Origin of the sequence: Streptomyces sp. NRRL F-6492, from assembly GCF_001280125.1 — a bacterium.
Taxonomy (GTDB): Bacteria; Actinomycetota; Actinomycetes; order Streptomycetales; family Streptomycetaceae; genus Streptomyces.
This window is the reverse complement of sequence record NZ_LGEG01000006.1, coordinates 1-21,719: the sequence shown is the minus strand read 5'-3', so window position 1 is coordinate 21,719 and position 21,719 is coordinate 1. Positions and strand designations below refer to the sequence as shown.

Annotated in this window: 24 protein-coding genes and 2 pseudogenes; 8 read left to right on the top strand and 18 right to left on the bottom strand. The window is 73.6% G+C overall.

The annotated features are described in order from the left end of the window. From ADL08_RS02465 to ADL08_RS02455, 3 genes are all read right to left on the bottom strand, one after another. Positions 1–372: class I SAM-dependent methyltransferase (locus tag ADL08_RS02465; RefSeq protein WP_159048486.1), on the bottom strand; the 372-nt coding region annotated here is incomplete at its 3' end. A gap of 64 nt (positions 373–436) precedes the next feature. After that, complete coding sequence (locus ADL08_RS02460) at positions 437–853, bottom strand: universal stress protein (protein WP_053640350.1); 417 nt, start codon at positions 851–853, stop codon at positions 437–439. A 1-nt stretch (position 854) separates the two neighbouring features. Further along, positions 855–2,378, bottom strand: coding sequence for an APC family permease (locus ADL08_RS02455; protein ID WP_053640349.1), 1,524 nt, complete (start codon positions 2,376–2,378; stop codon positions 855–857). Positions 2,379–2,548: 170 nt separating this feature from the next. Here ADL08_RS02455 and ADL08_RS02450 point away from each other — a divergent pair, with 170 nt between their 5' ends. After that, positions 2,549–3,250 (top strand): RraA family protein, encoded by a 702-nt coding sequence (locus ADL08_RS02450; protein WP_053640348.1) that lies wholly within the window; start codon positions 2,549–2,551, stop codon positions 3,248–3,250. 45 nt (positions 3,251–3,295) lie between these two features. Here the strand turns inward: ADL08_RS02450 and ADL08_RS02445 are convergent, their stop codons facing one another. Further along, positions 3,296–3,733: an OsmC family protein gene (locus ADL08_RS02445; protein ID WP_053640347.1), complete on the bottom strand. Its 438-nt coding sequence runs from the start codon at positions 3,731–3,733 to the stop codon at positions 3,296–3,298. 426 nt (positions 3,734–4,159) lie between these two features. Then, complete coding sequence (locus ADL08_RS02435; protein ID WP_053640346.1) at positions 4,160–4,813, bottom strand: class I SAM-dependent DNA methyltransferase; 654 nt, start codon at positions 4,811–4,813, stop codon at positions 4,160–4,162. Positions 4,814–5,022: 209 nt separating this feature from the next. Between ADL08_RS02435 and ADL08_RS02430 the strand changes: the two are divergent. Together ADL08_RS02430 and ADL08_RS34995 are read left to right on the top strand one after the other, a co-directional pair. Then, positions 5,023–5,337 (top strand): annotated as a pseudogene (locus ADL08_RS02430) (xanthine dehydrogenase family protein molybdopterin-binding subunit); the annotation flags it as partial. After that, a pseudogene (locus ADL08_RS34995) lies at positions 5,334–5,603 on the top strand ((2Fe-2S)-binding protein); the annotation flags it as partial. The pseudogenes ADL08_RS02430 and ADL08_RS34995, both read left to right, overlap by 4 nt. Before the next feature lie 162 nt (positions 5,604–5,765). Here ADL08_RS34995 and ADL08_RS02425 read toward each other — a convergent pair. The 5 genes from ADL08_RS02425 to ADL08_RS02405 form a co-directional block, all read right to left on the bottom strand. Then, entirely contained in the window at positions 5,766–6,662 is an 897-nt protein-coding gene (locus tag ADL08_RS02425) for a PRC and DUF2382 domain-containing protein (protein ID WP_053640344.1), read from the bottom strand. 188 nt (positions 6,663–6,850) lie between these two features. Then, positions 6,851–7,684, bottom strand: a complete 834-nt coding sequence (locus tag ADL08_RS02420; protein WP_053640343.1) for a hypothetical protein — start codon at positions 7,682–7,684, stop codon at positions 6,851–6,853. Continuing rightward, complete coding sequence (locus ADL08_RS02415) at positions 7,684–8,961, bottom strand: VWA domain-containing protein (RefSeq protein WP_053640342.1); 1,278 nt, start codon at positions 8,959–8,961, stop codon at positions 7,684–7,686. Before ADL08_RS02415 ends, ADL08_RS02420 begins: the two co-directional genes overlap by 1 nt. 69 nt (positions 8,962–9,030) lie before the next feature. Continuing rightward, positions 9,031–9,309: a DUF6296 family protein gene (locus ADL08_RS02410; protein WP_053640341.1), complete on the bottom strand. Its 279-nt coding sequence runs from the start codon at positions 9,307–9,309 to the stop codon at positions 9,031–9,033. Positions 9,310–9,367: 58 nt separating this feature from the next. After that, entirely contained in the window at positions 9,368–10,201 is an 834-nt protein-coding gene (locus ADL08_RS02405; protein WP_053640340.1) for an N-formylglutamate amidohydrolase, read from the bottom strand. 55 nt (positions 10,202–10,256) lie between these two features. Here ADL08_RS02405 and ADL08_RS37500 point away from each other — a divergent pair, with 55 nt between their 5' ends. The 3 genes from ADL08_RS37500 to ADL08_RS02390 all read left to right on the top strand — a co-directional run bounded on the left by ADL08_RS37500 (position 10,257) and on the right by ADL08_RS02390 (position 12,846). Next, positions 10,257–10,613: a hypothetical protein gene (locus ADL08_RS37500; protein ID WP_199836937.1), complete on the top strand. Its 357-nt coding sequence runs from the start codon at positions 10,257–10,259 to the stop codon at positions 10,611–10,613. A 378-nt stretch (positions 10,614–10,991) separates the two neighbouring features. Further along, positions 10,992–12,521: a SulP family inorganic anion transporter gene (locus tag ADL08_RS02395; protein WP_053640338.1), complete on the top strand. Its 1,530-nt coding sequence runs from the start codon at positions 10,992–10,994 to the stop codon at positions 12,519–12,521. Between the two features lie 94 nt (positions 12,522–12,615). Continuing rightward, complete coding sequence (locus tag ADL08_RS02390; RefSeq protein ID WP_053640337.1) at positions 12,616–12,846, top strand: DUF6458 family protein; 231 nt, start codon at positions 12,616–12,618, stop codon at positions 12,844–12,846. A gap of 143 nt (positions 12,847–12,989) precedes the next feature. Here ADL08_RS02390 and ADL08_RS02385 read toward each other — a convergent pair whose 3' ends face one another. After that, entirely contained in the window at positions 12,990–13,421 is a 432-nt protein-coding gene (locus ADL08_RS02385) for an ATP-binding protein (RefSeq protein ID WP_053640352.1), read from the bottom strand. 203 nt (positions 13,422–13,624) lie between these two features. Between ADL08_RS02385 and ADL08_RS02380 the strand changes: the two genes are divergently transcribed. Then, positions 13,625–14,473, top strand: a complete 849-nt coding sequence (locus tag ADL08_RS02380) for an RNA polymerase sigma factor SigF (protein ID WP_053640351.1) — start codon at positions 13,625–13,627, stop codon at positions 14,471–14,473. Between the two features lie 111 nt (positions 14,474–14,584). Here the strand turns inward: ADL08_RS02380 and thpD are convergent, their stop codons facing one another. The 6 genes from thpD to ADL08_RS02350 all read right to left on the bottom strand — a co-directional run bounded on the left by thpD (position 14,585) and on the right by ADL08_RS02350 (position 19,675). Next, positions 14,585–15,469, bottom strand: a complete 885-nt coding sequence (gene thpD / locus ADL08_RS02375; RefSeq protein WP_053640336.1) for an ectoine hydroxylase — start codon at positions 15,467–15,469, stop codon at positions 14,585–14,587. A gap of 76 nt (positions 15,470–15,545) precedes the next feature. Then, entirely contained in the window at positions 15,546–15,977 is a 432-nt protein-coding gene (locus ADL08_RS02370) for an ectoine synthase (protein WP_053640335.1), read from the bottom strand. A 36-nt stretch (positions 15,978–16,013) separates the two neighbouring features. Further along, complete coding sequence (ectB, locus tag ADL08_RS02365) at positions 16,014–17,279, bottom strand: diaminobutyrate--2-oxoglutarate transaminase (protein ID WP_420709673.1); 1,266 nt, start codon at positions 17,277–17,279, stop codon at positions 16,014–16,016. Between the two features lie 70 nt (positions 17,280–17,349). Then, positions 17,350–17,892 (bottom strand): diaminobutyrate acetyltransferase, encoded by a 543-nt coding sequence (ectA, locus tag ADL08_RS02360; RefSeq protein ID WP_053640333.1) that lies wholly within the window; start codon positions 17,890–17,892, stop codon positions 17,350–17,352. Between the two features lie 314 nt (positions 17,893–18,206). Beyond that, positions 18,207–19,010: an endonuclease I family protein gene (locus ADL08_RS02355; protein ID WP_053640332.1), complete on the bottom strand. Its 804-nt coding sequence runs from the start codon at positions 19,008–19,010 to the stop codon at positions 18,207–18,209. Between the two features lie 200 nt (positions 19,011–19,210). Then, complete coding sequence (locus tag ADL08_RS02350) at positions 19,211–19,675, bottom strand: Lrp/AsnC family transcriptional regulator (protein ID WP_053640331.1); 465 nt, start codon at positions 19,673–19,675, stop codon at positions 19,211–19,213. A 170-nt stretch (positions 19,676–19,845) separates the two neighbouring features. Here ADL08_RS02350 and ADL08_RS02345 point away from each other — a divergent pair, with 170 nt between their 5' ends. Further along, positions 19,846–20,958 (top strand): asparaginase, encoded by a 1,113-nt coding sequence (locus tag ADL08_RS02345; RefSeq protein WP_053640330.1) that lies wholly within the window; start codon positions 19,846–19,848, stop codon positions 20,956–20,958. Between the two features lie 82 nt (positions 20,959–21,040). Here the strand turns inward: ADL08_RS02345 and ADL08_RS02340 are convergent, their stop codons facing one another. Then, entirely contained in the window at positions 21,041–21,481 is a 441-nt protein-coding gene (locus tag ADL08_RS02340; RefSeq protein ID WP_053640329.1) for a GNAT family N-acetyltransferase, read from the bottom strand. Positions 21,482–21,719: the final 238 nt, after the last annotated feature.

Genomic DNA, 21,719 nt, shown 5'->3' with positions numbered 1-21,719 from the left:
CGGGCCCACCAGGGGGAAGGATTGCCCGAGGGCCCCCCCGCCCACCCCCCCCCACCCGCCCGGCACCCCCCCGGCCCGCATCCGCCCCCCCCGGGTCCCCCCGCCGGCCCCCGCCGCCTCCGCCCCGCGCCGGGCCTCGGCGAGCATCCCGCCGTCGGGGTCCACCCCGACGACCTCCTCGAAGAGGTGCGCGAGCGGCAGGGCGAGGGTGCCCGGCCCGCACCCCACGTCGAGGAGGCGCCCCCGCCCGTCGAGGCCCAGCACCCCGGCGAGGACGTCCACGAGCCCCGGCGCGTAGGGCAGCCTCCCGCGCCCGTAGTACGGGGCCGCGCCCGCGAACAGCGTCTCGTCCCACACCCAGCCGGCCGTCATGCCCGCCCCTCCCTCCCGGGCGCGCGCCCGGTCGCTCCCCGCGCTTCCCCCACCCGGGCGGACGTCACTCCTCCGGCGGCACGCAGAGCACCGGCACCGTCGACATGTGGAGCAGCTTGTGCGGGGTGGAGCCGAGGAGGGCGCCGCGGATCGGGCTCTCGCTCCAGCTGCCGACCACGATGGCCCGGGCCGCGTGCCGGGTCGCCGCGTCGATGAGGGCCTGGGCCGGCTTCTCGTCGATCACCTCGACGACGGTCGGCACGCCCGCCCGGTCGGCCTCCGCGACCGCGTGTTCGAGACCGGTGCGGCCGGCCTGCCGGACGGCGTCGCGGTGGGAGCGGTACTCCTCCCCGGTGGGGCCGGGGGCCGCCGCGCCGTAGACCAGGACGAGCGTCTCGTCGAAGGCGGCCGCCACCTCGACCGCGATCCGCAGCGCGCGGGTGGCCCCCGGCGACTCGTCGTACCCGAGCACGATCGACATCTCAGCCCTTCCCTCCGTGACCGTCCCCGCCGCCCCGGATGCCCCGGACCACGTCCGGATCGGCCACCCCCGGGCGTTCGTCCCAGAACGCGGGCGCCCGCAGCCGCCACACGATCATGACGACCACCCCGACGGCGGCGATGCCGAGGCCGATGACGAGCGGTGGGCCGAGACCGAGCCACGAGCTGCCGCTGTACGAGTTCGCCGGGTCGGACATGTCGGCGACGGACCGCACGAGCAGCCACGTCAGCAGCCCCGCGCCCACCAGCGGGCCGAGCCCGATCAGCAGGAAGTTGTGCAGGCTCTCGAAGAGGTGGCGGCGGTAGTAGACCGCGCAGGCCACCCCGGTGAGCGCGTAGTAGAAGGCGATGAGCAGCGAGAGCGCGGTGAGCGAGTCGAGGAGCGCGTTCTCGCTGATCTGGTTCACGGTCAGGTACCAGACGATGGCGATCCCGGCGACCCACCACGTACTGACGTCGGGGGTGCGGAAGCGCGGGCTGATGTGGCCGTAGTAGGCGGGCAGCGCCCGGCGGCGGGCCATCGACAGGGCGGTCCGGGAGGCCGGGATGATCGTGGTCTGGGTCGAGGCGATCGCCGACGTGCACACGGCGAGCAGCAGCACCCAGTCCCAGCCGCCCAGGACGTCCCCGGCGAGCTGGGCGAAGACGAACTCCTCCTCGCCGGCGTTCTCGGCGAGGAACGCGGGACCGGCGTAGGCCACCACCGCGAACCCCACGGACACGTAGGTCACGAGCAGGATCACCGTCGACCACAGGCCCGCCTTGCCGGGGGCGGTCGCGGAGTCCTCGACCTCCTCGGTGAGGTTGACCGCCGACTCCCAGCCCCAGTAGATGAAGACGCCGAGCAGCAGCCCGCCGGTGAGGGCCGCGCCGCCGGCGCCGAACGGGTTCAGCCAGTCGAACGACGGCTCCACCGAGTCGTACGCGCTGGTCCCGGCGTACACCTTGGCCAGCGCCACGCACACGAAGACGAGCAGGAAGACGACCTGGGCCAGGATCAGCACGTTCTGCACCTTGGCCGACAGCTCGGTGCCGATGACGCACACGGCCGTCATCCCGAGGATGAGCAGCACGGTGAGCAGCTGGCGCACGAACGCGTTCTCCACCCAGCCGTCGAGGCCGACGGCGAGCAGCCCGAAGCTCACGGCCACGTCGGCGAGCGAGCCGACGACCAGGACGCCGGTCATCGCGATGGCCCAGCCGCCCAGCCAGCCCGCCCAGGGCCCCATCGCGCGCGTGACCCACGAGAAGGTCGTGCCGCAGTCCTGGTCGACCTTGTTCAGGTAGTAGAACGCCGACGCGATCAGCAGCATCGGGACGAAGGACGCGACCATCACCCCGGGCGCGTAGATCCCCGCGAGCGCGACGATCGGGCCGATGACGGCGGCGATGGAGTACGCGGGGGAGGTGGAGTTGAGCCCGATGACGAGCGCGTCCACGAAGCCGATCGCGTCGTGCTTCAGATCCGCCGGCCGGTCCTGGGGTGCGGCGTCCTCGGTTGCCATGTTCCCTCGCTCCCGTTCCGCTCGGACAGAGCAGAGAGACGTGTCCCTCCACCGATCGTAGGAAGGCGCGGTCCCGCCCGCATGCCGGGCGGCCGGAACGGTCGTCCGTCCGGGGCACACCCTCTAGCATCACGGGGGCCCGCCCTTCCCCTCACGGAACGGAACGCCCGATGCCGAAGGACCTCGCCGGCTTCGCCGAGCTCTCCACGCCCCTGGTCGCCGACGCCTGCGTGCGGCTCGGGGAACCGCTGCGCGCCGCGCCCGCCGGGGTGCTGCCCGTCACCGACGGGCAGCGGGTCGCCGGACGGGCGCTCCCCGTCCGGCACTACGGAAGCGTCGACGTCTTCCTGGAGGCCTTCACGCGCGCGGAGCCCGGGGACGTCCTCGTCATCGACAACGCCGGCCGCCGCGACGAGGCCTGCGTCGGGGACCTCGCCGTCCTGGAGGCCCGGGCCGCGGGCGTCGCCGGGGTCGTCGTCTGGGGACTGCACCGCGACACCCCGGACCTCGTCCGGATCGGACTGCCCGTCTTCTCGTACGGCCGCCACGCCCCCGGCCCCGTACGCCTCGACCCCCGCGAACCGGACGCGCTGCGCTCCGCGCGGTTCGGGGAGCACGAGGTGACCCGGGACGACGTCGTGTTCGGCGACGACGACGGGGTGCTGTTCGTGGCGGCCGACCGGGCCGGGGCCGTCCTGGAGACCGCCCGGTCCCTCTTCCGCACCGAGCGGGAGCAGGCCCGGCGCGTCGAGGCGGGGGAGACCCTGCGCGACCAGACCCGCTTCGACGCCTATCTGGCGGGCCGGGCCGAGGACCCCTCGTACACCTTCCGGCGGCATCTGCGCCGGATCGGCGGCGCGATCGAGGAGTGACGGACCCGGGGCCCGTCCACCGGGCGGGCCCCGGGCCGCCGCGGCTCAGCCCTCGAAGCCGACCGTGCCGTCCGGCAGGACCGCCTCGACGCGCGCGCCGTGCTCCACGGTCCGGCTCACCGTGCAGAACTTCTCGTGCGTCAGGCGCACCCCGCGCGCGAACACCTCCGCCGCCTTCGGGTTGCCGTCCGGCAGGTCGAACTCGTAGCTGACCCTGATCCGGCCGATCCGGCCGTCGTCCTCGGGGCCGGAGACCGACTCCACCACGATCCGCAGGTCGTCGTGGTCCACCGCCCGCGCGGTCCGGTCGATCACCAGCCCGCCGCAGCCGCCCATCGCGGCGAGCAGCAGCTCGACCGGCGTGAACGAGGGCTGGGCGCCGTCGTCGTCCGCGGTGGCCATCCGCACCTCCGCGCCCCGGTCGTTGCGGGCGGTCCAGTTCCGGTACCCGGTGCGGACGGTCTCGATCCGGTAGTCGGCCATGGCGGCGGGGCTCCTTCGTGCTCGTACGGTCGCCGCCCACGGTACGCCGGGGCGGGCCGGCGGGCCCGCACGGCCGGAACCTGAGTAGCGGGGTGCGGACGTCTGAGTACGCCGACCGATACGGCGGCTTCCGCCCGCTGCTGGACTGGGACCATGACCTCCGAAGCCCGGCGCACCCGCCCCCTCCAGCACGTCACCGCCACCGGCACCGCCCTCGCGGTGGCCCTCGGCCCGGTGCTCGTCGGCGCCCTGCTCGCCCGGTCGGTCGGCGCGGACCCGATGGCCTCCGTCAACGCCCTGATCGCGGGCGGCGGCCAGCGCGCCCGGATCTCCCGCGCCCAGCTCAGGAGCGGGGCGGCTCTCCGGAAGGCCGCCGGGCTCCGGGGCGGGGCGGAGGACCGGTGCGGCGCGCGCCCCCGGTTCGGCTCAGTCGCGCGGCTTGCGCGCCAGGAGGAAGCCCTGCGGCGTCTTCTCCAGGGGGTCCGGCTCCCGCACCAGGCGGGCCGACTCGACGAGACCGGCCTCGGCGAGGAGCTCCGCGAGACGGTCGGGTGACCGGCGGTACACGTCGAGGGCGACCTCGTGCCCGTACGCCCGCCCGAGCCGTACCCGCCCGTCCCCCACCTTGAAGGCGAGCAGGAGCCGTCCGCCCGGTGCGAGGGCCCGGTGGAACTCCGCGAAGGAGGAGGTGAGTTCATCCTCCGGCATGTGCACCGTCGCGTACCAGGACAGGACCCCGCCCAGCGAGGCGTCCGGCAGGTCGAGCGCCGTGGTCGACCCCACCTCGAAGCGCAGTCCCGGGTGGGTCGCGCGGGCGACCGCGATCATGCCCGGCGACAGGTCCACCCCGAAGGCCTCGGCGCCGATGCTCCGCAGATGGGACGTCACCCGTCCCGTCCCGCAGCCGAGGTCCCCGATCGTACGGGGCCCGCCGGCCCGCTCCACCTCCTCCGCGAACCCGGCCATCACCGCCCGGTCCAGCGGGACCGCGTCCAACTGGTCGGCGAGCAGCCGCTCGTAGTCGGCGGCGACGGTGTCGTACGAGCGGCGGACGGCGGTGAGGCGTGCGGCTTCGGTCATGGCGGCACCCTACGGCCGTGTCCTCCGAACACTCCCCGCGGGCCGCCCGCATGAGCGATGATCACCGCATTCGAGGTGCCCCTGCGGTACGGGCCGGGGCCGTGGCGAAGGGCAACCGGATGACAAGGCGCCGCCCGGGGCGGGACGAGCACCACGCGAGCGGCGCCGACGGGCCGTACACCGGCGACGGCCACGGCACCAGCGGCGGCATCGGCCGCGGCACCAACATCGGCCGCGGCACCGGCACTGGTCGGCGCCGTTTCCTCGGGTACGTCCTCGCCGCCCCCACCCTCACCGTCGCCGCGCAGCTCGGCGCCGAGGCCCTCGCGCCCCGCGAGGCCGCGGCGGCCCCGGCGCTCGTCCCCTCGCCCCCGGGCCCGGCCGAACTCCTCGACCTCAACGACCTGCTCACCCTCGCCGCCCTGCCCACCAGCCACCTCATCACGATCCGCCTCGACCCCGACGGCACGGCCCACCTCGCGCTGCCCCGCGCCGAGGTGGGCCAGGGCGTCACCACCTCGACGAGGCCACCACCATCGAGGGCCTCCCGGACACGGCGGGCGGCGAACTCCACCCCATGCGGGAGGCCTGGCTGGACCTCGACGTCGCCCAGTGCGGCTACTGCCAGCCGGGGCAGATCATGACGGCGGTGGCGACGGTCCGGCGGGCCCGGGAGGCGGGGCGCGAGGTCACCGAGGCCGACCTCGACGCGATCCGCAACATCTGCCGCTGCGGCACCTACCACCGCATCCGGCAGGCCGTCCTGGAGGGCGCCCGCCGCATGCGGTGACGGGTGCCGCACGCGGCCCGTGACGAGGCGGCGGCCCGCCCCTCCGAGGAGGGGCGGGCCGCCGTCGCGGCGCGACTTCGCCTTCGCGCCGGGGAGCGGGGGCTCCCGTACGGGGGGTGCCGCCCCGGCTCGCGGGACGGCACCGGTGGGTGTTTCCGGCGGTCAGTACTTCCGGCCGCGGGCGTCGGGGTCGTCGGGGTTCTCGACGCCCTCGCCCTCGACCTCGATCTCCTCCTTGCGGACCTCGCCCGAGACGGTCTCCTCCTCCACGACCTCGTCGGCCTTGAGGCTCACCCGCTCCACCGGAACGGTCCGGGTCTCCACGACGGGGCGCTCCTCGTGGAGGATGACCTCGTGCTCGGCCTCGGTGATCTCCGGGCCGGACAGGGCCTCGTCACGGTTGGCGTCCGTGATCGGCTCCCGCTCGATCCGCACCTCCTCGTGGCGCACGGGCACGGTCTGCTGGACCTCTTCCGTCACCACGTACTTGCGCAGCCTGACCCGTCCGGCCTCCGTGCGCTCGACGCCGACGTGCATCTGCTCCTCGGAGCGGGTCATCGCGTCGTCGTCGGTGTGCGCGGCGCGCCCGGCGGCGCCGCGCGCCGCGAACCCCTCCTCGGTGCCCATGGGGCCGGTCTCCATGCCGGTCTCCATCCCGGCCGCGGTGCCGGTGCCGGTTCCGGTGCCGCCGTGGGCCCAGCCGCCCTCACCGGGCTGGTTGGCCTGCTGCCAGGCGTCGTCCCACGCGATGCCGTAGTGGTCGAAGAGACGGTGCTCCTCGCTCTCGGAGAGGTGTCCGCCGGCGTCGACGTCCACGTTGGGCGCGTCCTTGATGGTGGACTTGGGGTACGGGACCTCCAGGTGGTCGTCGACCAGAGCCGCGTCCTTGATCGGGACGAAGGATTCACTGGTGCCGAACATGCCGGTCTTCACCGTCACCCACTCCGGCAGGCCGGTCGCGTCGTCGACGAAGATGTGCTTCGCCTCGCCGACCTTCTTGCCCTCGGCGTCGTAGACGGGGTGGTCCAGCACGGCGTGGATCTGCTCTCGGGCGATCATGTCGACCCTCCTGCTCTCTCTCGTCTCGCTTATCCACGCCTCTTACCAGAGGAATCGGGCGGAAACGGCGTAAATCCATCTAATTATATTGAATGGTCAACTTCCTGGTGGTCCGGTGCCGACCGGGAAGCGTGCGAAGGCCCCCACCGCTCCGGAGCGGTGGGGGCCTTCGACGGGATCCGGAGGGGTCAGGCGACCGGCGGGGCCCCGGACGGGCGGCCCGCGCCGCGCGTCAGGACGTAGCCGCCGATGCCCGCGAGCGCCGCGAGGACGCCGCCCGCCAGGCTCCAGAGCCAGCGGTCGGACCACCAGCCGGAGGACCAGCCGTCCTCCGGGGCCGCCGCCTCGACGGCGGACGTGCGGCCCGCGTCGGCGTCCGCCTCCGCCTCGCGGCCGGTCGTCGCGCCCGGCACGAGCGGCGCGGCGAGCGCCCCGTCCGTGGCGTGGGCGCCGCCCTCGTCCTTGAGGTCCACCCCGAGCCGGGCGTCGAACGGCTGGCCGAGGTCCTCGTCCGGCAGGCCCGTGACGGTCAGGCGCACGAAGTAGCTGCCCGGCAGCGGGTCGTTCGCCCAGGCGTCGGCCGACGCGCGGACCGGACGCAGCACGCAGGCGAGTTCCACCTTCGCGGCGTCCTTCGCCGCCGTGCGGGACTGCGCCCCGTACATGCACGGCTGACGGCGTCGCAGCCCGTCGTACACGTCGATCCGCCAGGTGGAGGGCCCGTGCCGCAGGGCCGCGTCCGGCAGGGTGACCGCGGCGTTCACCGTCGGGCGCTGCCCGGTGTCCGCGGGGAAGACCCAGTACAGGTAGTCGCCCGTGGCGGCCTGCGCGGTCGCCCGCTGCCCCGGGAGGAACCTCGCGGCGGTGCGGAAGGTGGTGCCCGCCTCCGTCGGCCCGCCGGTGGACCGGGTGTCCGGGGTCGCCGTGGCGGAGGGCGAGTCGGCGACGGCGGCCGGACCCGCGGGCCCGAGCAGGGCCGCGCCCGCGAGGGCGGCCGCGGCGAGCGTGCGTACGGTGCGCATCAGTGGGTCCTCCAGACGGCGACGCGCCAGCGGGACAGCCAGCCCCAGATCAGACCGGCCAGGAAGCCGGCGAGCACCAGCCCGCCGAGCAGCCACCAGCCCCGGCCGAGACCGAACGAGGCCACGTCGGACGCGGTCGCGGGGCCGTCGACGACGTCCACGGTCAGCTCGATCGGCATGCCGGGCGTCGTCTTGACCGACGGGGGAGCGGAGAAGGAGTTGCTGACCTGGAGGCAGACCGTCTCGGCGGCCGGCTTGAGGTCGTCGGCGTCGATGCCGTCCAGCTCCGGCTTCGGGTAGCGCAGCCCGGTCGATATGACGTCCGTGCGGCCGTCACCGGCCTCGGAGCCGCGCGTGATCTCCCGGCCGTGGCGGGTGACGGCGCGCAGCAGCACCCCGTAGTCGTCGTTGACGGCGCGGTCGGCCGACACGCTGACGGAGGCGCGCAGTTCCTGGCCGGGCAGCAGGTCCACCCGGTACCAGCGGTGCTCGCCGAAGGCCTCGCGGTCCGTGTACAGACCGGGCTTCAGCTCCGGCGCGTCGGCGCACCGCGCGGCGCCCCGGGCGGCGACGGGCGTGACCACCGGGTCGGCCGCGCGGTCGACCAACTGCCGGACGCGGCGGGAGAGTTCCTCGGTGCGGTGGACCGAGGTGTAGGTGCCGCCGGTCGCCTCCGCGATGCAGGTGAGCTGCTGCCGGGTCTTGGCGTCCGGCACCAGGCCCAGGGTGTCGATGACGAGGTGGATGCCCTTCGCCGCGATCTCCCGCGCCACCTGGCAGGGGTCGAGCGGGGCGCAGGTGTCCTCGCCGTCCGTGATGAGCACGATCCGGCGGGTGGCGTCGCCGCCCTCCAGGTCCTTCGCCGCGCCGAGCAGCGCGGGACCGATCGGGGTCCAGCCCGTGGGGGCCAGGGTGGCCACCGCGGTCTTGGCCTCGGTCCGGTCGAGCGGACCCACCGGGTAGAGCTGGCGGGTGTCCTTGCAGCCCTGCTTGCGGTCCTGCCCCGGATAGTCGGCGCCCAGGGTCCGGATGCCCAGCCGCACCTCCTCGGGCACCGCGTCGAGGACCTCGTTGAAGGCCTGCTTCGCGGCGGCCATGCGGGACTTGCCGTCGATGTCCTTGGCCCGCATGGAGCCGCTGACGTCGAGTACCAGCTCGACCTTGGGGGGTTCCTTCGCCGCCGGCGCGTCGGCGGCCGCGTGTGTCGGCAGGAGCGCGGCGCCCAGAGCGGCGAGCAGCGCGCAGGCCCCGGTCGCCAGCCGTTTTCTCGTGATCATCGCCGGATCGTATTGACGATCGTCCGACAAACCAAAACGGGGGGTGACCGGGGCCCGGAGCGCGCGGTGTCAGGCGGAGGGCGGGGAGGAGCCGGAACCGGCGGGGTCCTCCGCGTCGCCCTCGGGCACGGCCCGGGCGCGCACGGCGTGGGCGGGCTCCTGGTGCCCTCCCGAGGGCATGACGCGCACCTCGCCCCGGTCGCTGATCTCGGCGCGGATGATGCCGGTCGGGTCGGTGTAGATGGGATGCCCTCCGGAGCCCTTGTAGAGGGTGCGTTCCACCACCACGACGTCCTGGGTGGCGCCCGTGACGTCGGTGAACACCAGCTCGTATCTGGATATGCTCATTTGCCCTATTTTACGCCGGTACGGAAATGTCACTGCCCGGGCCGGTGGAGGACACCCCTCAGGCCGTACGGGACACGGCGTCCACCAGGTGCGCCAGGGCCGCTCCCAGGGCCGCCGCCCCCGGCCCCGCCGCCCCGCCCGGTTCGCGCATGTAGAGGTCCCGGCGCATCTCGACCATCAGCGCCCGGACCCGCGGCTCCCGGCCGTAGTACGGCAGCGGCACGTACGTCCCGGCGAAGGGGCTGTCCGTCCCCACCCCGCCGAACCCGCCGAACGCCTCCCGCGCCGCGTCGAGCAGCGCCGGAGGCGTGTGGAAGGCGTCCGTGCCGAGGCAGACCGGCGGCCGGGGGCCGTCGCCGTGCAGTTCGTACGGCAGCGGTTCGCTCGGGTACGAGTGGACGTCGATCACCACCGCCCGGCCCGTCGCCGCCAGCCGCTCGGCCACGGCCTCCGCCACGCCCCGCGCGTACGGCGTGAAGTACCGGTCGAGCAGCGGCGCCGGGTCGAACCCGTCCGGCCGCAGCCCGGCCCGGTGCGTGGTGCGCGTGTACACCGCGCCCATCCCGACGGCCGCCATCTCCTCCCGCTCGTCCGGGAAGCGCTCGGGGTCGACGACCAGGCGGGAGAGCCGGTTGACGAACCGCCAGGGGGCCGTGCCGGCCGCCGCCGCGGCCGAGGCGGCGATCTCGGCCGTGTGCGCGTCGGTGATGTGGTCCAGCTCCCGGGCCAGTTCGTCGTCGCCGAGCAGGATCCCGGCCCGCACGTCCGCGGGCACCGCGCGGGAGGAGTGCGGCACGTGGAGGAGGACGGGGGAGTCCGGGGCGCCGGGGAGGAGGTGGAAGGAGGAGGTGCCGGTCGTGCCGTCCGCGTCGGCGGGTGGGGTCTCGTTCATGCCGGGATCCTCCCCGACCCCCGCCCGCGGCGCCACGAAAGCGCTGGTTGGAGTGGTGGGAGGTCGCGCCGCCGCACCGGGACCGGGCGCGGGACCGGGCCGACTGCCGACCACGGGGGCCCGTACGGCCATCCGTTCCCGCTTCGCCCGGCCCACGGCCGCCTGCCCCGGAAGCGCCGCATCGGATGAGCACCGACACCGCCCCCGCCGCTCCCGACACGGCTTCCGGCCCCGGCGCCGCCCCCGCCCCGCCGCTTCCGGCCCCGGCGTCGGCGCCGCCACGGCCGCCCTCCTCGGGCTCGTCGCCCTCGACGCCCTCCTCCTCGGCTCCACGGTCCTGCTCGTCCTCACCGCGTTCGCCGCCTCCCGCGTCCGGCGCGCGGCACCGAAGTACCCCGCCTACCGGTGGTGAGACCGGGCCCGGCACCCGCGTGAGCCCCGGCCGGGCGACCGTACGCCCTCCCGCCGCGCGCGTGTGCGGGCGCCTGTGACCCGATGCGCCCCGGCGTTCCGCGCCCCCGCGCGCCCTCCGCAGGGGTGATCGCGTCAACTTCCGTCCGGTTCCAGTCGGAAACACCCGTGGGGGACCGGGTTGTTCACGATCCGGCCCACCAGTGCGTATTACCCTTCGTTGGTCTTCGCTTGACCATGTCTTGGTGAAGCGTGATGCCGGTGGGACACCGGGGAGGGCCGTGCCGTGCCCTGCCACGGGCCGTTCCGTCCCGCCCCGTCCGTCCGTGCGACCGCCGGCCCGCCCCCCGCTCCTCGGATCCCATGAGGGGAGATCCGCATGCCACCCTCCTCGCTCCGCCTCCGGCAGTTTCCCCATCTCCGACAGGACCTCGCGGCCTCGCTCGTCGTCTTCCTCGTCGCGCTGCCGCTCTGCATCGGCGTGGCCGTCGCCTCCGGCGTGCCCGCCGAACTCGGCCTGATCACCGGCATCGTCGGCGGCATCGTCACCGGCCTGATGCGCGGCAGCAGCCTCCAGGTCTCCGGACCCGCCGCAGGCCTCACCGTCCTCGTGTTCGAGGCGGTCCGCGCCTTCGGCCTCGCCGCGCTCGGGGTCATCGTGCTCCTCGCCGGGCTGCTCCAGATCCTCATGGGCCTGCTGAGATGGGGCCGCTGGTTCCGGGCCATCTCCCTCTCGGTCGTCGAGGGCATGCTGGCCGGCATCGGCCTCGTCATCGTGGCCGGCCAGCTCTACGCGGCGGCCGGGCTCGACGCCCCCGACTCCGGCCTCGCCCGGCTCGCCGGACTGCCGGCCGCCCTGGTGCGCGCGCTGACCGCCCCCGCCAACCTGGTCCCGCTCGCCGTCGCCGCCGGCACGATCCTCGTGATCCTGGGCTGGCGGCACCTGCCCCCGAAGGCGCGGGCCGTGCCCGGCGCGCTCGTCGCGGTCCTCCTCGCGGCCCTCGCCACCGCCCTCTTCGACCTGCCGGTCGACACCGTGCGGGTGAGCGGCGTCCTGGACGCCGTGCGCGTGCCCGGCGCGGACGCCTTCACCGCCCTGGCCGACGTCGCCCTGCTCGGCACCGTCCTCGCCTTCGCGCTGATCGCCTCGGCGGAGTCCCTGTTCAGCGCGGCGGCCGTGGACCGGCTGCACGACGGACCGCGCACCGACTACGACCGGGAGCTGCTCGCCCAGGGCGTCGGCAACACGCTCTGCGGCGCGCTCGGCGCGCTGCCCATGACCGCCGTGATCGTGCGGAGCTCGGCCAACGTCCAGGCGGGAGCCAGGACCAAGGCCTCCCGGGTGCTCCACGGCGTGTGGCTGCTGCTCTTCGCCGCCCTGCTGCCCGCCACCCTGGAGTACGTGCCGCTCGCCGCGCTCGCCGGGATCCTCGTCCACGCCGGCTGGAAGCTGATCCCCTTCAAGGGGCTGGCCGCACTGTGGCGCGGCCACCGGGGCGAGGCGCTCGTCCTCGTCGTGACGGCCCTGGCGATCGTCACCGTCAACATGTTCGAAGGGGTCCTGATCGGACTCGCCCTCTCCGTCGCCAAGGCGGCCTGGGACGCCACCCACCTCCGCGTCGAGCGGACCGACGACGGCCACGGACCGGTGCGCGTCAGCCTGTCGGGGAACGTCACCTTCCTGCGGCTGCCGAAGATACTCGACACGCTCGAATCCCTGCCGAGGGACCGCCCGGTCGAACTGGACCTCTCCGGACTCCAGCGCCTCGACCACGCCTGCCGTGCCGCCCTGGAGACCTGGGCCGAACGCCACTGCGCCGCCGGCCCCGACTCCGTACGGCTGCACGGCCCGCCGGAGCACGCCCCCGACCGGCCGAAGGAGGACGAACCCGTGCGGACGGGTTCCTGACTCCCGGTCACCGAACGGACCCGTGGGGGGAGATCGGGGATGAGGACGCCGGTCCGGGGTACCCGATGACCGTCCAACCCACTAGGGAGGAATCATGGGTCTGGGAGCTTTCATCATTCTGATCGCGGTGGGGGCCATTCTCACTTTCGCGTCGGACTGGCAGATGGAGGGGGTCAACCTCGATCTGGTCGGCCTGATCCTCATGGCCGTGGGCATCATCGGAACGGCGGCGTACGTCAGCGTGCTGCGGCGGCGCCGGATGATCGTCCCCCCGGTCGCCGCCCCCACCACGGTCACCGAGGACGATCGGCGGGACCTGCTCTGAACGGACGGTCCGATACCGTCACCGTTCCCGTCCCCGTCCCCGGAGGCGCGGCGCGGGAAACGACACGAGAGGGGTGACCACGCTTCGGGCGTGGTCACCCCTCTCGTCATGTCCTCCGTCGCGCCCGGGGGCGCGGCCGCCGTTCACCGGTCCACCGTCACCGCCGCGTGGATGGTCTTGCCGTCCGGCCGGGTGTCCACGGTGACCTCACGGCACAGCCGCAGCACGATCGGCCAGCCGAAGCCCCCGGGGCGCAGCTCGCCGCGGGGGGCGTGGCGCGGCGCCTCCCCGCTGGCGTCCGCCACGGACACGGTCACGCGGTCGGGGCCGACGGCGATGCCGAAGTCGGTGACCCCGCCCCCGTGCCGGTGCGCGTTCGTGACCAGCTCCGACGTGACGAGCAGCAGGTCGTCGACCTGGCCCGGCGGCAGCGGGCCGAGGGCCGCGAGCGTGTGGCAGACCAGCTGCCGCGCCTGAGCGGGCGTACCGACCGGCGACGGCCCGTACGCTCCGGCGCCGGGGCGGGCCGTCGGGGCCGCCGGCGTACGGGACCGGGTGTCGCTCCGAGTGTTCATCACGGGTCCCTTTCTTCCTGATTCATCAACAGGTGACGCAATTCGCCTGCCCGTTCGTACGGAAGTGATGCACGCCACTCCGGCCGCAGCGGATGTCCCGTTTCGGGGAATGGGTTCGGGAGGTGGGGGTACGAGCACCGGAACTGCCGAACGGACCGTGAGAAAGAGGAGGTTGTCGCGTGCGGACCGAGACTGCCGAGGCGATGGCGACGTACGTGACCAGCGGTACGTGTGAGGACCTACCGGTCCTCGATGCTCCCCACGAGGTCGCGCCCCAGGACGCCCGTACCCTGACGAAGGTGTTCCTCCGCGAGCTGGCGGAGCGGGAGGAGGGCACCGAGGCGTACCAGTACGTCCGGAACACCCTGATCGAGATGAACATGTCGCTCGTGCGGTACGCCGCGGGGCGGTTCCGCGCGCGGGCCGACGAGATGGAGGACATCGTCCAGGTCGGCATGATCGGCCTGATCAAGGCGATCGACCGCTTCGACCTCTCGCGCGAGGTGGAGTTCGCCACCTTCGCGGTGCCGTACATCGTGGGCGAGATCAAGCGCTTCTTCCGGGACACCACCTGGGCGGTGCACGTCCCCCGCCGCCTCCAGGAGGCGCGCGTGGAGCTGGCGAAGGCGACCGACGAGCTGAGTTCGCGGCTCGGCCGGGCTCCCCGGGTCGCGGAGCTGGCGATGCTGATGGGTCTTCCCGAGGAGGAGGTGGTCGAGGCCCAGATCGCCTCGAACGGCTACAACTCGACCTCGCTGGACGCCGCGATCAACGGCGGCGACGAGGAGGACGAGGCGGCCCTGGCCGACTTCATCGGCGAGGAGGACCCGGCGCTCGCGCTCTTCGAGGACTTCCACACCCTCGCCCCGCTCGTGGGGGCCCTCGGCGAGCGCGACCGGCTGCTGCTCCACCTCCGCTTCGTCGAGGAGCTGACCCAGGCGCAGATCGGCGAGCGGCTCGGCGTCTCGCAGATGCACGTCTCGCGGCTCCTGGCCCGCAGCCTCAACCGCCTGCGCGAGGGCATGTTCGAGCAGCCGCGCGCCACCGCGTGAGCGACCGGCACGCGGAGACGGACGGACAGGGCCCGCACTTCCGGGGAACCGGAGTGCGGGCCCTGTCCGTCCGTCTTCTCGTCCGGCCGTCCGTCCGCCCCGCCGGGGGAGTTACGGGCGCGCGGCGATGAAGGAGGGGCGCCGGACCGGGGCGGCGAAGGGCGCCTCCGGGAGGTTCTCCACGCTGTTGAAGACCAGGAACACATTGCTCCGGGGGTACGGGGTGATGTTGTCGCCCGACCCGTGCAGGGCGTTGCAGTCGAACCAGGTGGCCGAACCGGCGGGCCCCGTGAAGTGCCGGATGCCGCACGCCTCGGCGAAGGTGGTGAGCGTCTCGTCCGAGGGGGTCCCCGCGTCCTGCATCTGCAGCGACCTCTTGTAGTTGTCCCGGGGGGTCTCGCCGGCACAGCCCAGGAAGGTCCGGTGCGAACCGGGCATGATCATCAGGCTGCCGTTGGTGGTGTGGTTCGGCGTGAGCGCGATCGACACCGAGACCGTCCGCATCTGCGGCAGACCGTCCTCGGCGTGCCAGGTCTCGAAGTCGGAGTGCCAGTAGAAGCCGCTGGCGCCGAAGCCCGGCTTCACGTTGACCCGCGACTGGTGCACGTAGACGTCCGAGCCGAGGATCTGGCGGGCGCGGCCCACGACCCGGGGGTCCTCGGCGAGCCGGCCGAAGACCTCGCTCATCCGGTGCACCTCGAAGACGGAGCGGATCTCCCGGGAGCCGGGCTCGACGATCGCCCGCTCGTCGGTCCGTACGGCGGGGTCGGTGACGAGCCGGTCCAGCTCCGCCCGGAGCTCGTCGACCTCGCCGGGGGTGACGAGCTCGTCCACCGTGACGAACCCGTCGCGGTCGTAGTCCTCCAGTTCGCGCGCCCAGAAGGGGCCGGGCGTACCGGGCTCGGACCACACGACGGGGTCCTTGCGGCCGATCAGCTCCTCCTGGGGGCCGCGGGTGGGGTAGAGGTCGACGGGGCGGGTGGGTGCGGAGGCCATGGGGCGGTGTGCCTTCCTTTCGTGCGTCTCGTACGGGAGTGCGCGGGGGCGCTCGGCGCGGTGCGGGCCCGCCGGGTCAGGCGGCGTCGTCCGCGGCGCCCGCGTCGGTCGGCCCGGGCTCGGTGAGCAGCGGGTAGACGCCGTTCTCGTCGTGGTCCTCGCGCCCGGTGACGGGCGGGTTGAAGACGCACAGGCAGCGGAAGTCCCGCTTGACCTTCAGGGTGTGGCGCTCGTGCCCGTCGAGCAGGTACATCGTCCCGGGCACGATGGTGTGCGTGAGGCCCGTCTCGTGGTCGGTGAGCTCGGCCTCGCCGGCCGTGCAGACGACCGCCTCGACGTGGTGCGCGTACCACATGGAGGTCTCGGTCCCGGCGTACAGGACCGTCTCGTGGAGGGAGAAGCCGACCCGCTCACGGGCCAGGACGATGCGCTTGCTCTCCCAGGTGCCCGAGGCGGCCCTCACGTGCCGCTCGGTGTTCTCCAGCTCGTCGAAGGAACGGACGATCACAGGGGTCTCCTTTCGCGGAATCCGCGGGGTGGTGGATCAGGCGGTGTGGCGGACGGAGCGGGCCAGGATGCCGAGGCCCTCGTCGAGTTCGTCGTCCGTCGCGGTCAGCGGCGGGAGCAGCTTGACCACCTCGCCGTGCGGTCCGGACGTCTCCAGGAGCAGGCCGGTCTCGAACGCCCGCCGGCACACGGCCCCGGCGCGCTCCCCGTCGGCGAACTCCAGGCCCCACACGAGGCCGCGTCCGCGCACCGCGACGCCCGACCGCGCGTCGTCCCCGCACAGGTCGAGCAGGGCGCGCTCCACCCGGTCGGCCCGGCCCAGGGTGCGCTCGCGCAGGGCGCCGTCGCGCCAGTACGCGTCGAGGGCGGCGGTGGCGGTGACGAAGGCGGGGTTGTTGCCGCGGAAGGTGCCGTTGTGCTCGCCGGGCTCCCACAGGTCGAGCTCCGGGCGGAACAGGCAGAGGGCCATGGGGAGGCCGTAGCCGCTGATGGACTTGGACAGGGTGACGATGTCGGGCGTGATGCCCGCCTCCTCGAAGGAGAAGAAGTCACCGGTGCGTCCGCAGCCCATCTGGATGTCGTCGACGATCAGGAGCATGTCGTGCCGGCGGCAGAGGTCCGCGAGGGCGCGCAGCCACTCGGCGCGGGCCACGTTGATCCCGCCCTCGCCCTGGACGGTCTCGACGATGACGGCCGCCGGGTGGTCGAGGCCGGAGCCGGGGTCCTCCAGGAGCCGCTCGAACCACAGGAAGTCGGGGACCTGGCCGTCGAAGTAGTGGTCGAAGGGCATCCGGGTGGCGTGCGGCAGCGTCACGCCCGCCCCGGCGCGCTTGGCGGAGTTGCCGGTGACGGCGAGCGAGCCGAGCGACATCCCGTGGAAGGCGTTGGTGAAGGAGACGACGGTCTCGCGCCCGGTGACCTTGCGGGCGAGCTTCAGGGCCGCCTCCACCGCGTTGGTGCCCGTGGGTCCGGGGAACATCACCTTGTACGGCAGGGCGCGGGGCTCCAGGACCGCCGAGCGGAAGGCCTCCAGGAAGCCGCGTTTGGCGGTCGTCGACATGTCGAGGCCGTGGGTGATGCCGTCGTCGGCGAGGTAGTCGAGGAGGGCGCGCTTGAGGGCCGGGTTGTTGTGCCCGTAGTTCAGCGAGCCGGCTCCGGCGAAGAAGTCGAGGTACGGCCGCCCCTGCTCGTCGTACAGCCGGCTGCCGGAGGCGCGCTCGAAGACGACGGGCCAGGCGCGGCAGTAGCTGCGGACCTCCGATTCGACGGTCTCGAAGACGGAGGAAGGGGCGAGGTCGGTCAGGGTCACGGAGTCTCTTCTCCAAGTGTGGTTCGAGGGTGCGGGCGCGGGCGGGCGGGGACCGCCGGTCGGCTCAGGAGGCCGCGGAGTCCAGGGGGCCGATGCGGTACAGCACCTCGGCCTCGTGTCCCGCCGTGGGGAAGGAGGCGGCCGGGAAGAGGATCTCCCTCGTCACCTCCGCGCCGTGACGGCGCGCGTAGGACCGGAACATCCGGTCGGACGCCAGGTTCCCCGGCGTGACGGTCGCCTCCACGCGGTCGAGTCCGTGCTCGGCCGCCACCCGGGCGGACAGAGCGTCGAGCAGGGTCCCGGCTACCCCGCTCCCGCGGTGCGAATCCTGCACGGCGACCTGCCAGACGAAGAGGGTTCCCGGCGCTTCCGGCCGCAGGTAGCCGGTGACGAAGCCCACCGGGCGTCCGGAGGCGTCACGGGCGACGGCGGTCGTGTCGGCGAAGTCGCGGCACCACAGCAGATAGCTGTACGGCGAGTTGAGGTCCAGCTCTCCCGAGCCGCGGGCGATCCGCCAGAGGTCGGCGCCGTCCTCGATCTCGGCCGGGCCGACGGAGACGCCGCCGGTCGGGGACGTCGTGGGGGCTGTGGTCTGGGCAGTGGTCATGGGCGCCGAAGGTACCCACAAGATCTCGGAACTTCCTGGGCCTGAGGGGTTGTTCAAGGCGACCGAATATGATAGATGCACCTCTCGCCTTCGCTAGGCGAATCCTTGCTTCCCCCTGCGGCGAATCATCTCAGAGACGGACGAAATGACCGTTTATAACGGATGGGTAACGGCTCCGGAGTGTGGGGTTCGCGTCCTCGAAAAGCGTGAGAACATTCCGAGTTTCGCGTTTGAAGCCGCGAGGAGCGGTCAGGTGTACGGGTCACCCCGTGCCACGCCGCCTTCGTGGCGTGGCACGGGGTGACCTGATCGCCCTACCAGATCGCCTCGACCCACTCCGGGTGGTCGACGAACGGGTTCCGGTTGCCCTGGTAGGTGCCGAAGATGATGTCGTTGCGCCGCTTCTCGAAGGCGCTCGGCGGGTCCAGCTCGTTCCACTGCTTCAGGACCGAGAGGCGGCCGTGGTACGGGACGCTGCCGTTGGAGGTCGACTCGTTGGGCTCCAGGTCCGCCCAGGAGTCGCCGCCCTCGTAGCGGACGGCCATGTAGAGGAGCATCCGCGCCACGTCGCCCTTGTCCGCGTCGCGCGGCTCGAAGGAGTTGCTGTCCGTGTAGCTGCCGGGCGCGCCGCCGACCGGGCTGCCGCCGTTGTCGAAGTCCTTGTTGCCGCGGGTGCTGTTGACCTGGACGTCCGCCGCGCGCAGGTGGTGCAGGTCGGTGCCGGGGCCGGCCGAGGTGCCGAAGTCGCCGTGGGACTGGGCCCAGGTGTGCTCGCGGTTCCAGTTGCCCACCGCGCCGCCGTTGAGGGACTTGCTGCGCGAGACCCCGCTGTAGAGCAGGACCACGTTGTTGGCGTTGTTCGGGTCCTGGTCGACGGTCTTCAGCGCGTTCCAGACCGCGTCGTACGAGATCTTGCTCTGGCTGCTGATGATGGTGTGCAGCGAGGACTTGAGCGCCGGGCCGGTCTTGCCGACCGCGTCCTTGTAGTACGTGCTGTCGTACGGGGAGGTCGTGGCGCTCGCGGGAGCCGCGGTGACCGCGGGGAGGGTGAGGGTGACGAGGACGGCGGCTATGGAAGCCGCCCAGACCTTGCGGCGGCGGGGCTGTGCGACGGACATGGGGGTGCCCTTTCCCGGTGGGGGGCACGCGGCGGAGCACGGCGTCCGGCTCAAGGGCGCCGCGCTCTACGCGTGTTGACTTCTTGTCAGCCGGGAGCGTGGCACGGGCGGGCGGCCCGCCGTGTAACCGGGAGGAGGCGTTTCCGTGACGTTCTCGCATACGCGGGCACCCGGGTCCGCCGTGCCCGCCCGGGAAGGGGTCAGACGCCCCGGACGCCCACCGGCATCCCCTTCGGCTCCTTGATCCGCTTCATGATGATCTGGGAGTTGACCTCGGTGACCCCGGCCAGCGTCGTCAGCCGCTCGATCCACAGCCGCTCGTACGCCGCCAGGTCCGCCACCGCGATCCGCAGCAGACAGCCGGGGCTGCCGAAGAGCCGGTACGCCTCGATCACGTCCGGCACGTCCTGGAGCGCCTCCTCGAAGGCCTCCACCGTCTCCCGGTCGCGCCGCACCTCCACCGAGACGAGCACCTCGAAGCCCCGCCCCACCGCCTCCGGATCGATGATCGCCCGATAGCCCCGGATCACCCCGTCCTGCTCCAGCTGGCGCACCCGCCGCAGACAGGGGGAGGGGCTGAGGCCCACCCGCTGGGCCAGCTCCTGGTTGCTCAGCCGGCCGTCGTTCTGGAGCTCGCGCAAGATGTGGAGATCGATTCGGTCCATGGCGCAATATCCTGCCACGAAGAAACATTTCGGCGGCTCATTCGGCAATCGCCTTGCGCACCGTTTGTCCTATCCTTGCGGGCTCGGGGGCCTTCGGAGAGGCCTTCGCAGGGCCCTTCCACCACGGGGCGGAGCCCCTTTTCGTCGGTACGGAGTCGAGGACGGCAGCCATGAAGCGGACGCACGACGGGGAAGCGCGCAGGATCGTCGTCATCAGCACCGGCGGCACGATCGCCAGCCGCTGGCAGGGCACCGGCTACGCGGCCGACGCCTCGGGCAGCGACGTCCTGGCCACCGCCCCCCTGCCCGAGGACGTCACCGTCGAGGTCGTCGACCTCTTCAACGTCAACAGCTCGCGCATGACCGCGGCCCACCAGCTCGCCCTCCTGCGCACCGTCCACGAGACGTTCGCCGACCCCGGCGTCGACGGCATCGTGATCACCCACGGCACCGACACCCTGGAGGAGACGGCCTTCCTCCTGGACCTGCACCACACCGACGCCCGCCCGGTCGTCCTCACCGGCGCCCAGCGCCCCTTCGGCACCGGCGACGGCGACGGCCCCGGCAACCTGTACGACGCGCTCCAGGTCGCCTCCACCGTCCGCGACCTCGGCGTCCTCGTCGTCTTCGACGGGCGCGTCCACGCGGCGCGCGGCACCGTGAAGTACCGGACCCTCGCCGCCGACGCCTTCTCCGACCCCTCCGCCGAGCGCCTCGGCCGCGTCGGCTTCTCCCGCGTCGACGTCGAGCGGCAGCCCGAGCGCCCCGCCCCGCTGCCCCTCCCCGCCGCCGCGCGCACGGCGGCGCCCGGCGCCACCGGTGCCGCCCCGCTGCCCCGCGTCGACATCGTGACGCACCACTCCGACGGCGACCCGCTCCTCCTGAACGCGGCCGTCGCCGCCGGCGCCCGGGGCATCGTCCTCGTCGCCACCGGTGCGGGCAACGCCACCCCGGAGGTCGCCGCCGCCGTCGCGGACGCGGTCGCCCGGGGCGTCCTCGTCACCGTCACCACCCGCGTCCCCGCCGGCCCGCTCGCCGAGATCTACACCGGCGGCGGCGCGGTCGACCTGGTCGCCGCAGGCGCCCTCCTCACCGGCACCCTCCGGGCCGCCCAGGCCCGGATCGCCGTCCTCGCCACGCTCCTCGCCGAAGAGGGCGGCGCCGGCGACCCGGCCCGCGCCACCGCGCTCCTGCGCCGGCTCCTCGACGGCCCGGTCCGCGCCGAACCGGCCCTCGCCACCGGCGGCTCCCGCTCGGCCACGGCCGTCACCGCCCGCGCCTGACCGGCGGAGCCCCCCCAAGACCCCGGCTCGCGGACGGAGCCCCCCAGCCCGTCCGCGAGCCGGAATCAACCCGCCGCGTCCGTCAGACCAGCCGCAGGGCCACGAACGCGACGGTGTCGCCCGGCAGGACGTACCGCTCCACCTCCACGAAGCCCCGCGCCAGGGCGAACCGCAGCCCCTCCTCGTTCGAGGCCAGGACCACCGTCTCCACGCCCTCGCCGCCCAGCGTCCGCGCGTGCGCGAGCCCCCGCTCGTACAGCGCCGTCCCGAAGCCCCGCCCCCGGAACCCGGGCAGCGTCCGGGCGATGACGGTCGCCGCCGCCGTCTCCCCGTCCGGCGGGCGCACCGTCGAGCAGCCCACCACCACCTCCCCGAGGTAGGCCACGTCCAGCCGGTTGCGCCCCGCGCGCTCCCGCACCTCGTCGGGCGAGAGGACGGCCGTGGGGACGATCGTGTTGTGGACGGCGCGCCAGTCCGCGAGCCGCGCCCCGCTCCGCGCCCGCTCGATACGAAGATCGTTCATCCGGGCAGCCAACCGCCCCCGGCCCGGCCGGTCAAACGCCTTTCGCGGGCCGTGCGGAGACCCGGGAGGGCGCGTCCTTACGGGTGAGGAGGCGGGGACGAGGGCAGCCCCGCCCGCCGAACGGGTACGGATCGCTGCACCGTCCCCCCGGCCAGGAGGAATGCCGTCCCATGCCCGTCCGCAAGGGCGCCCCCGCGCTGCTGAGCGCCGGCACGCTGTGTGCCGCCCTGCTGCTCAC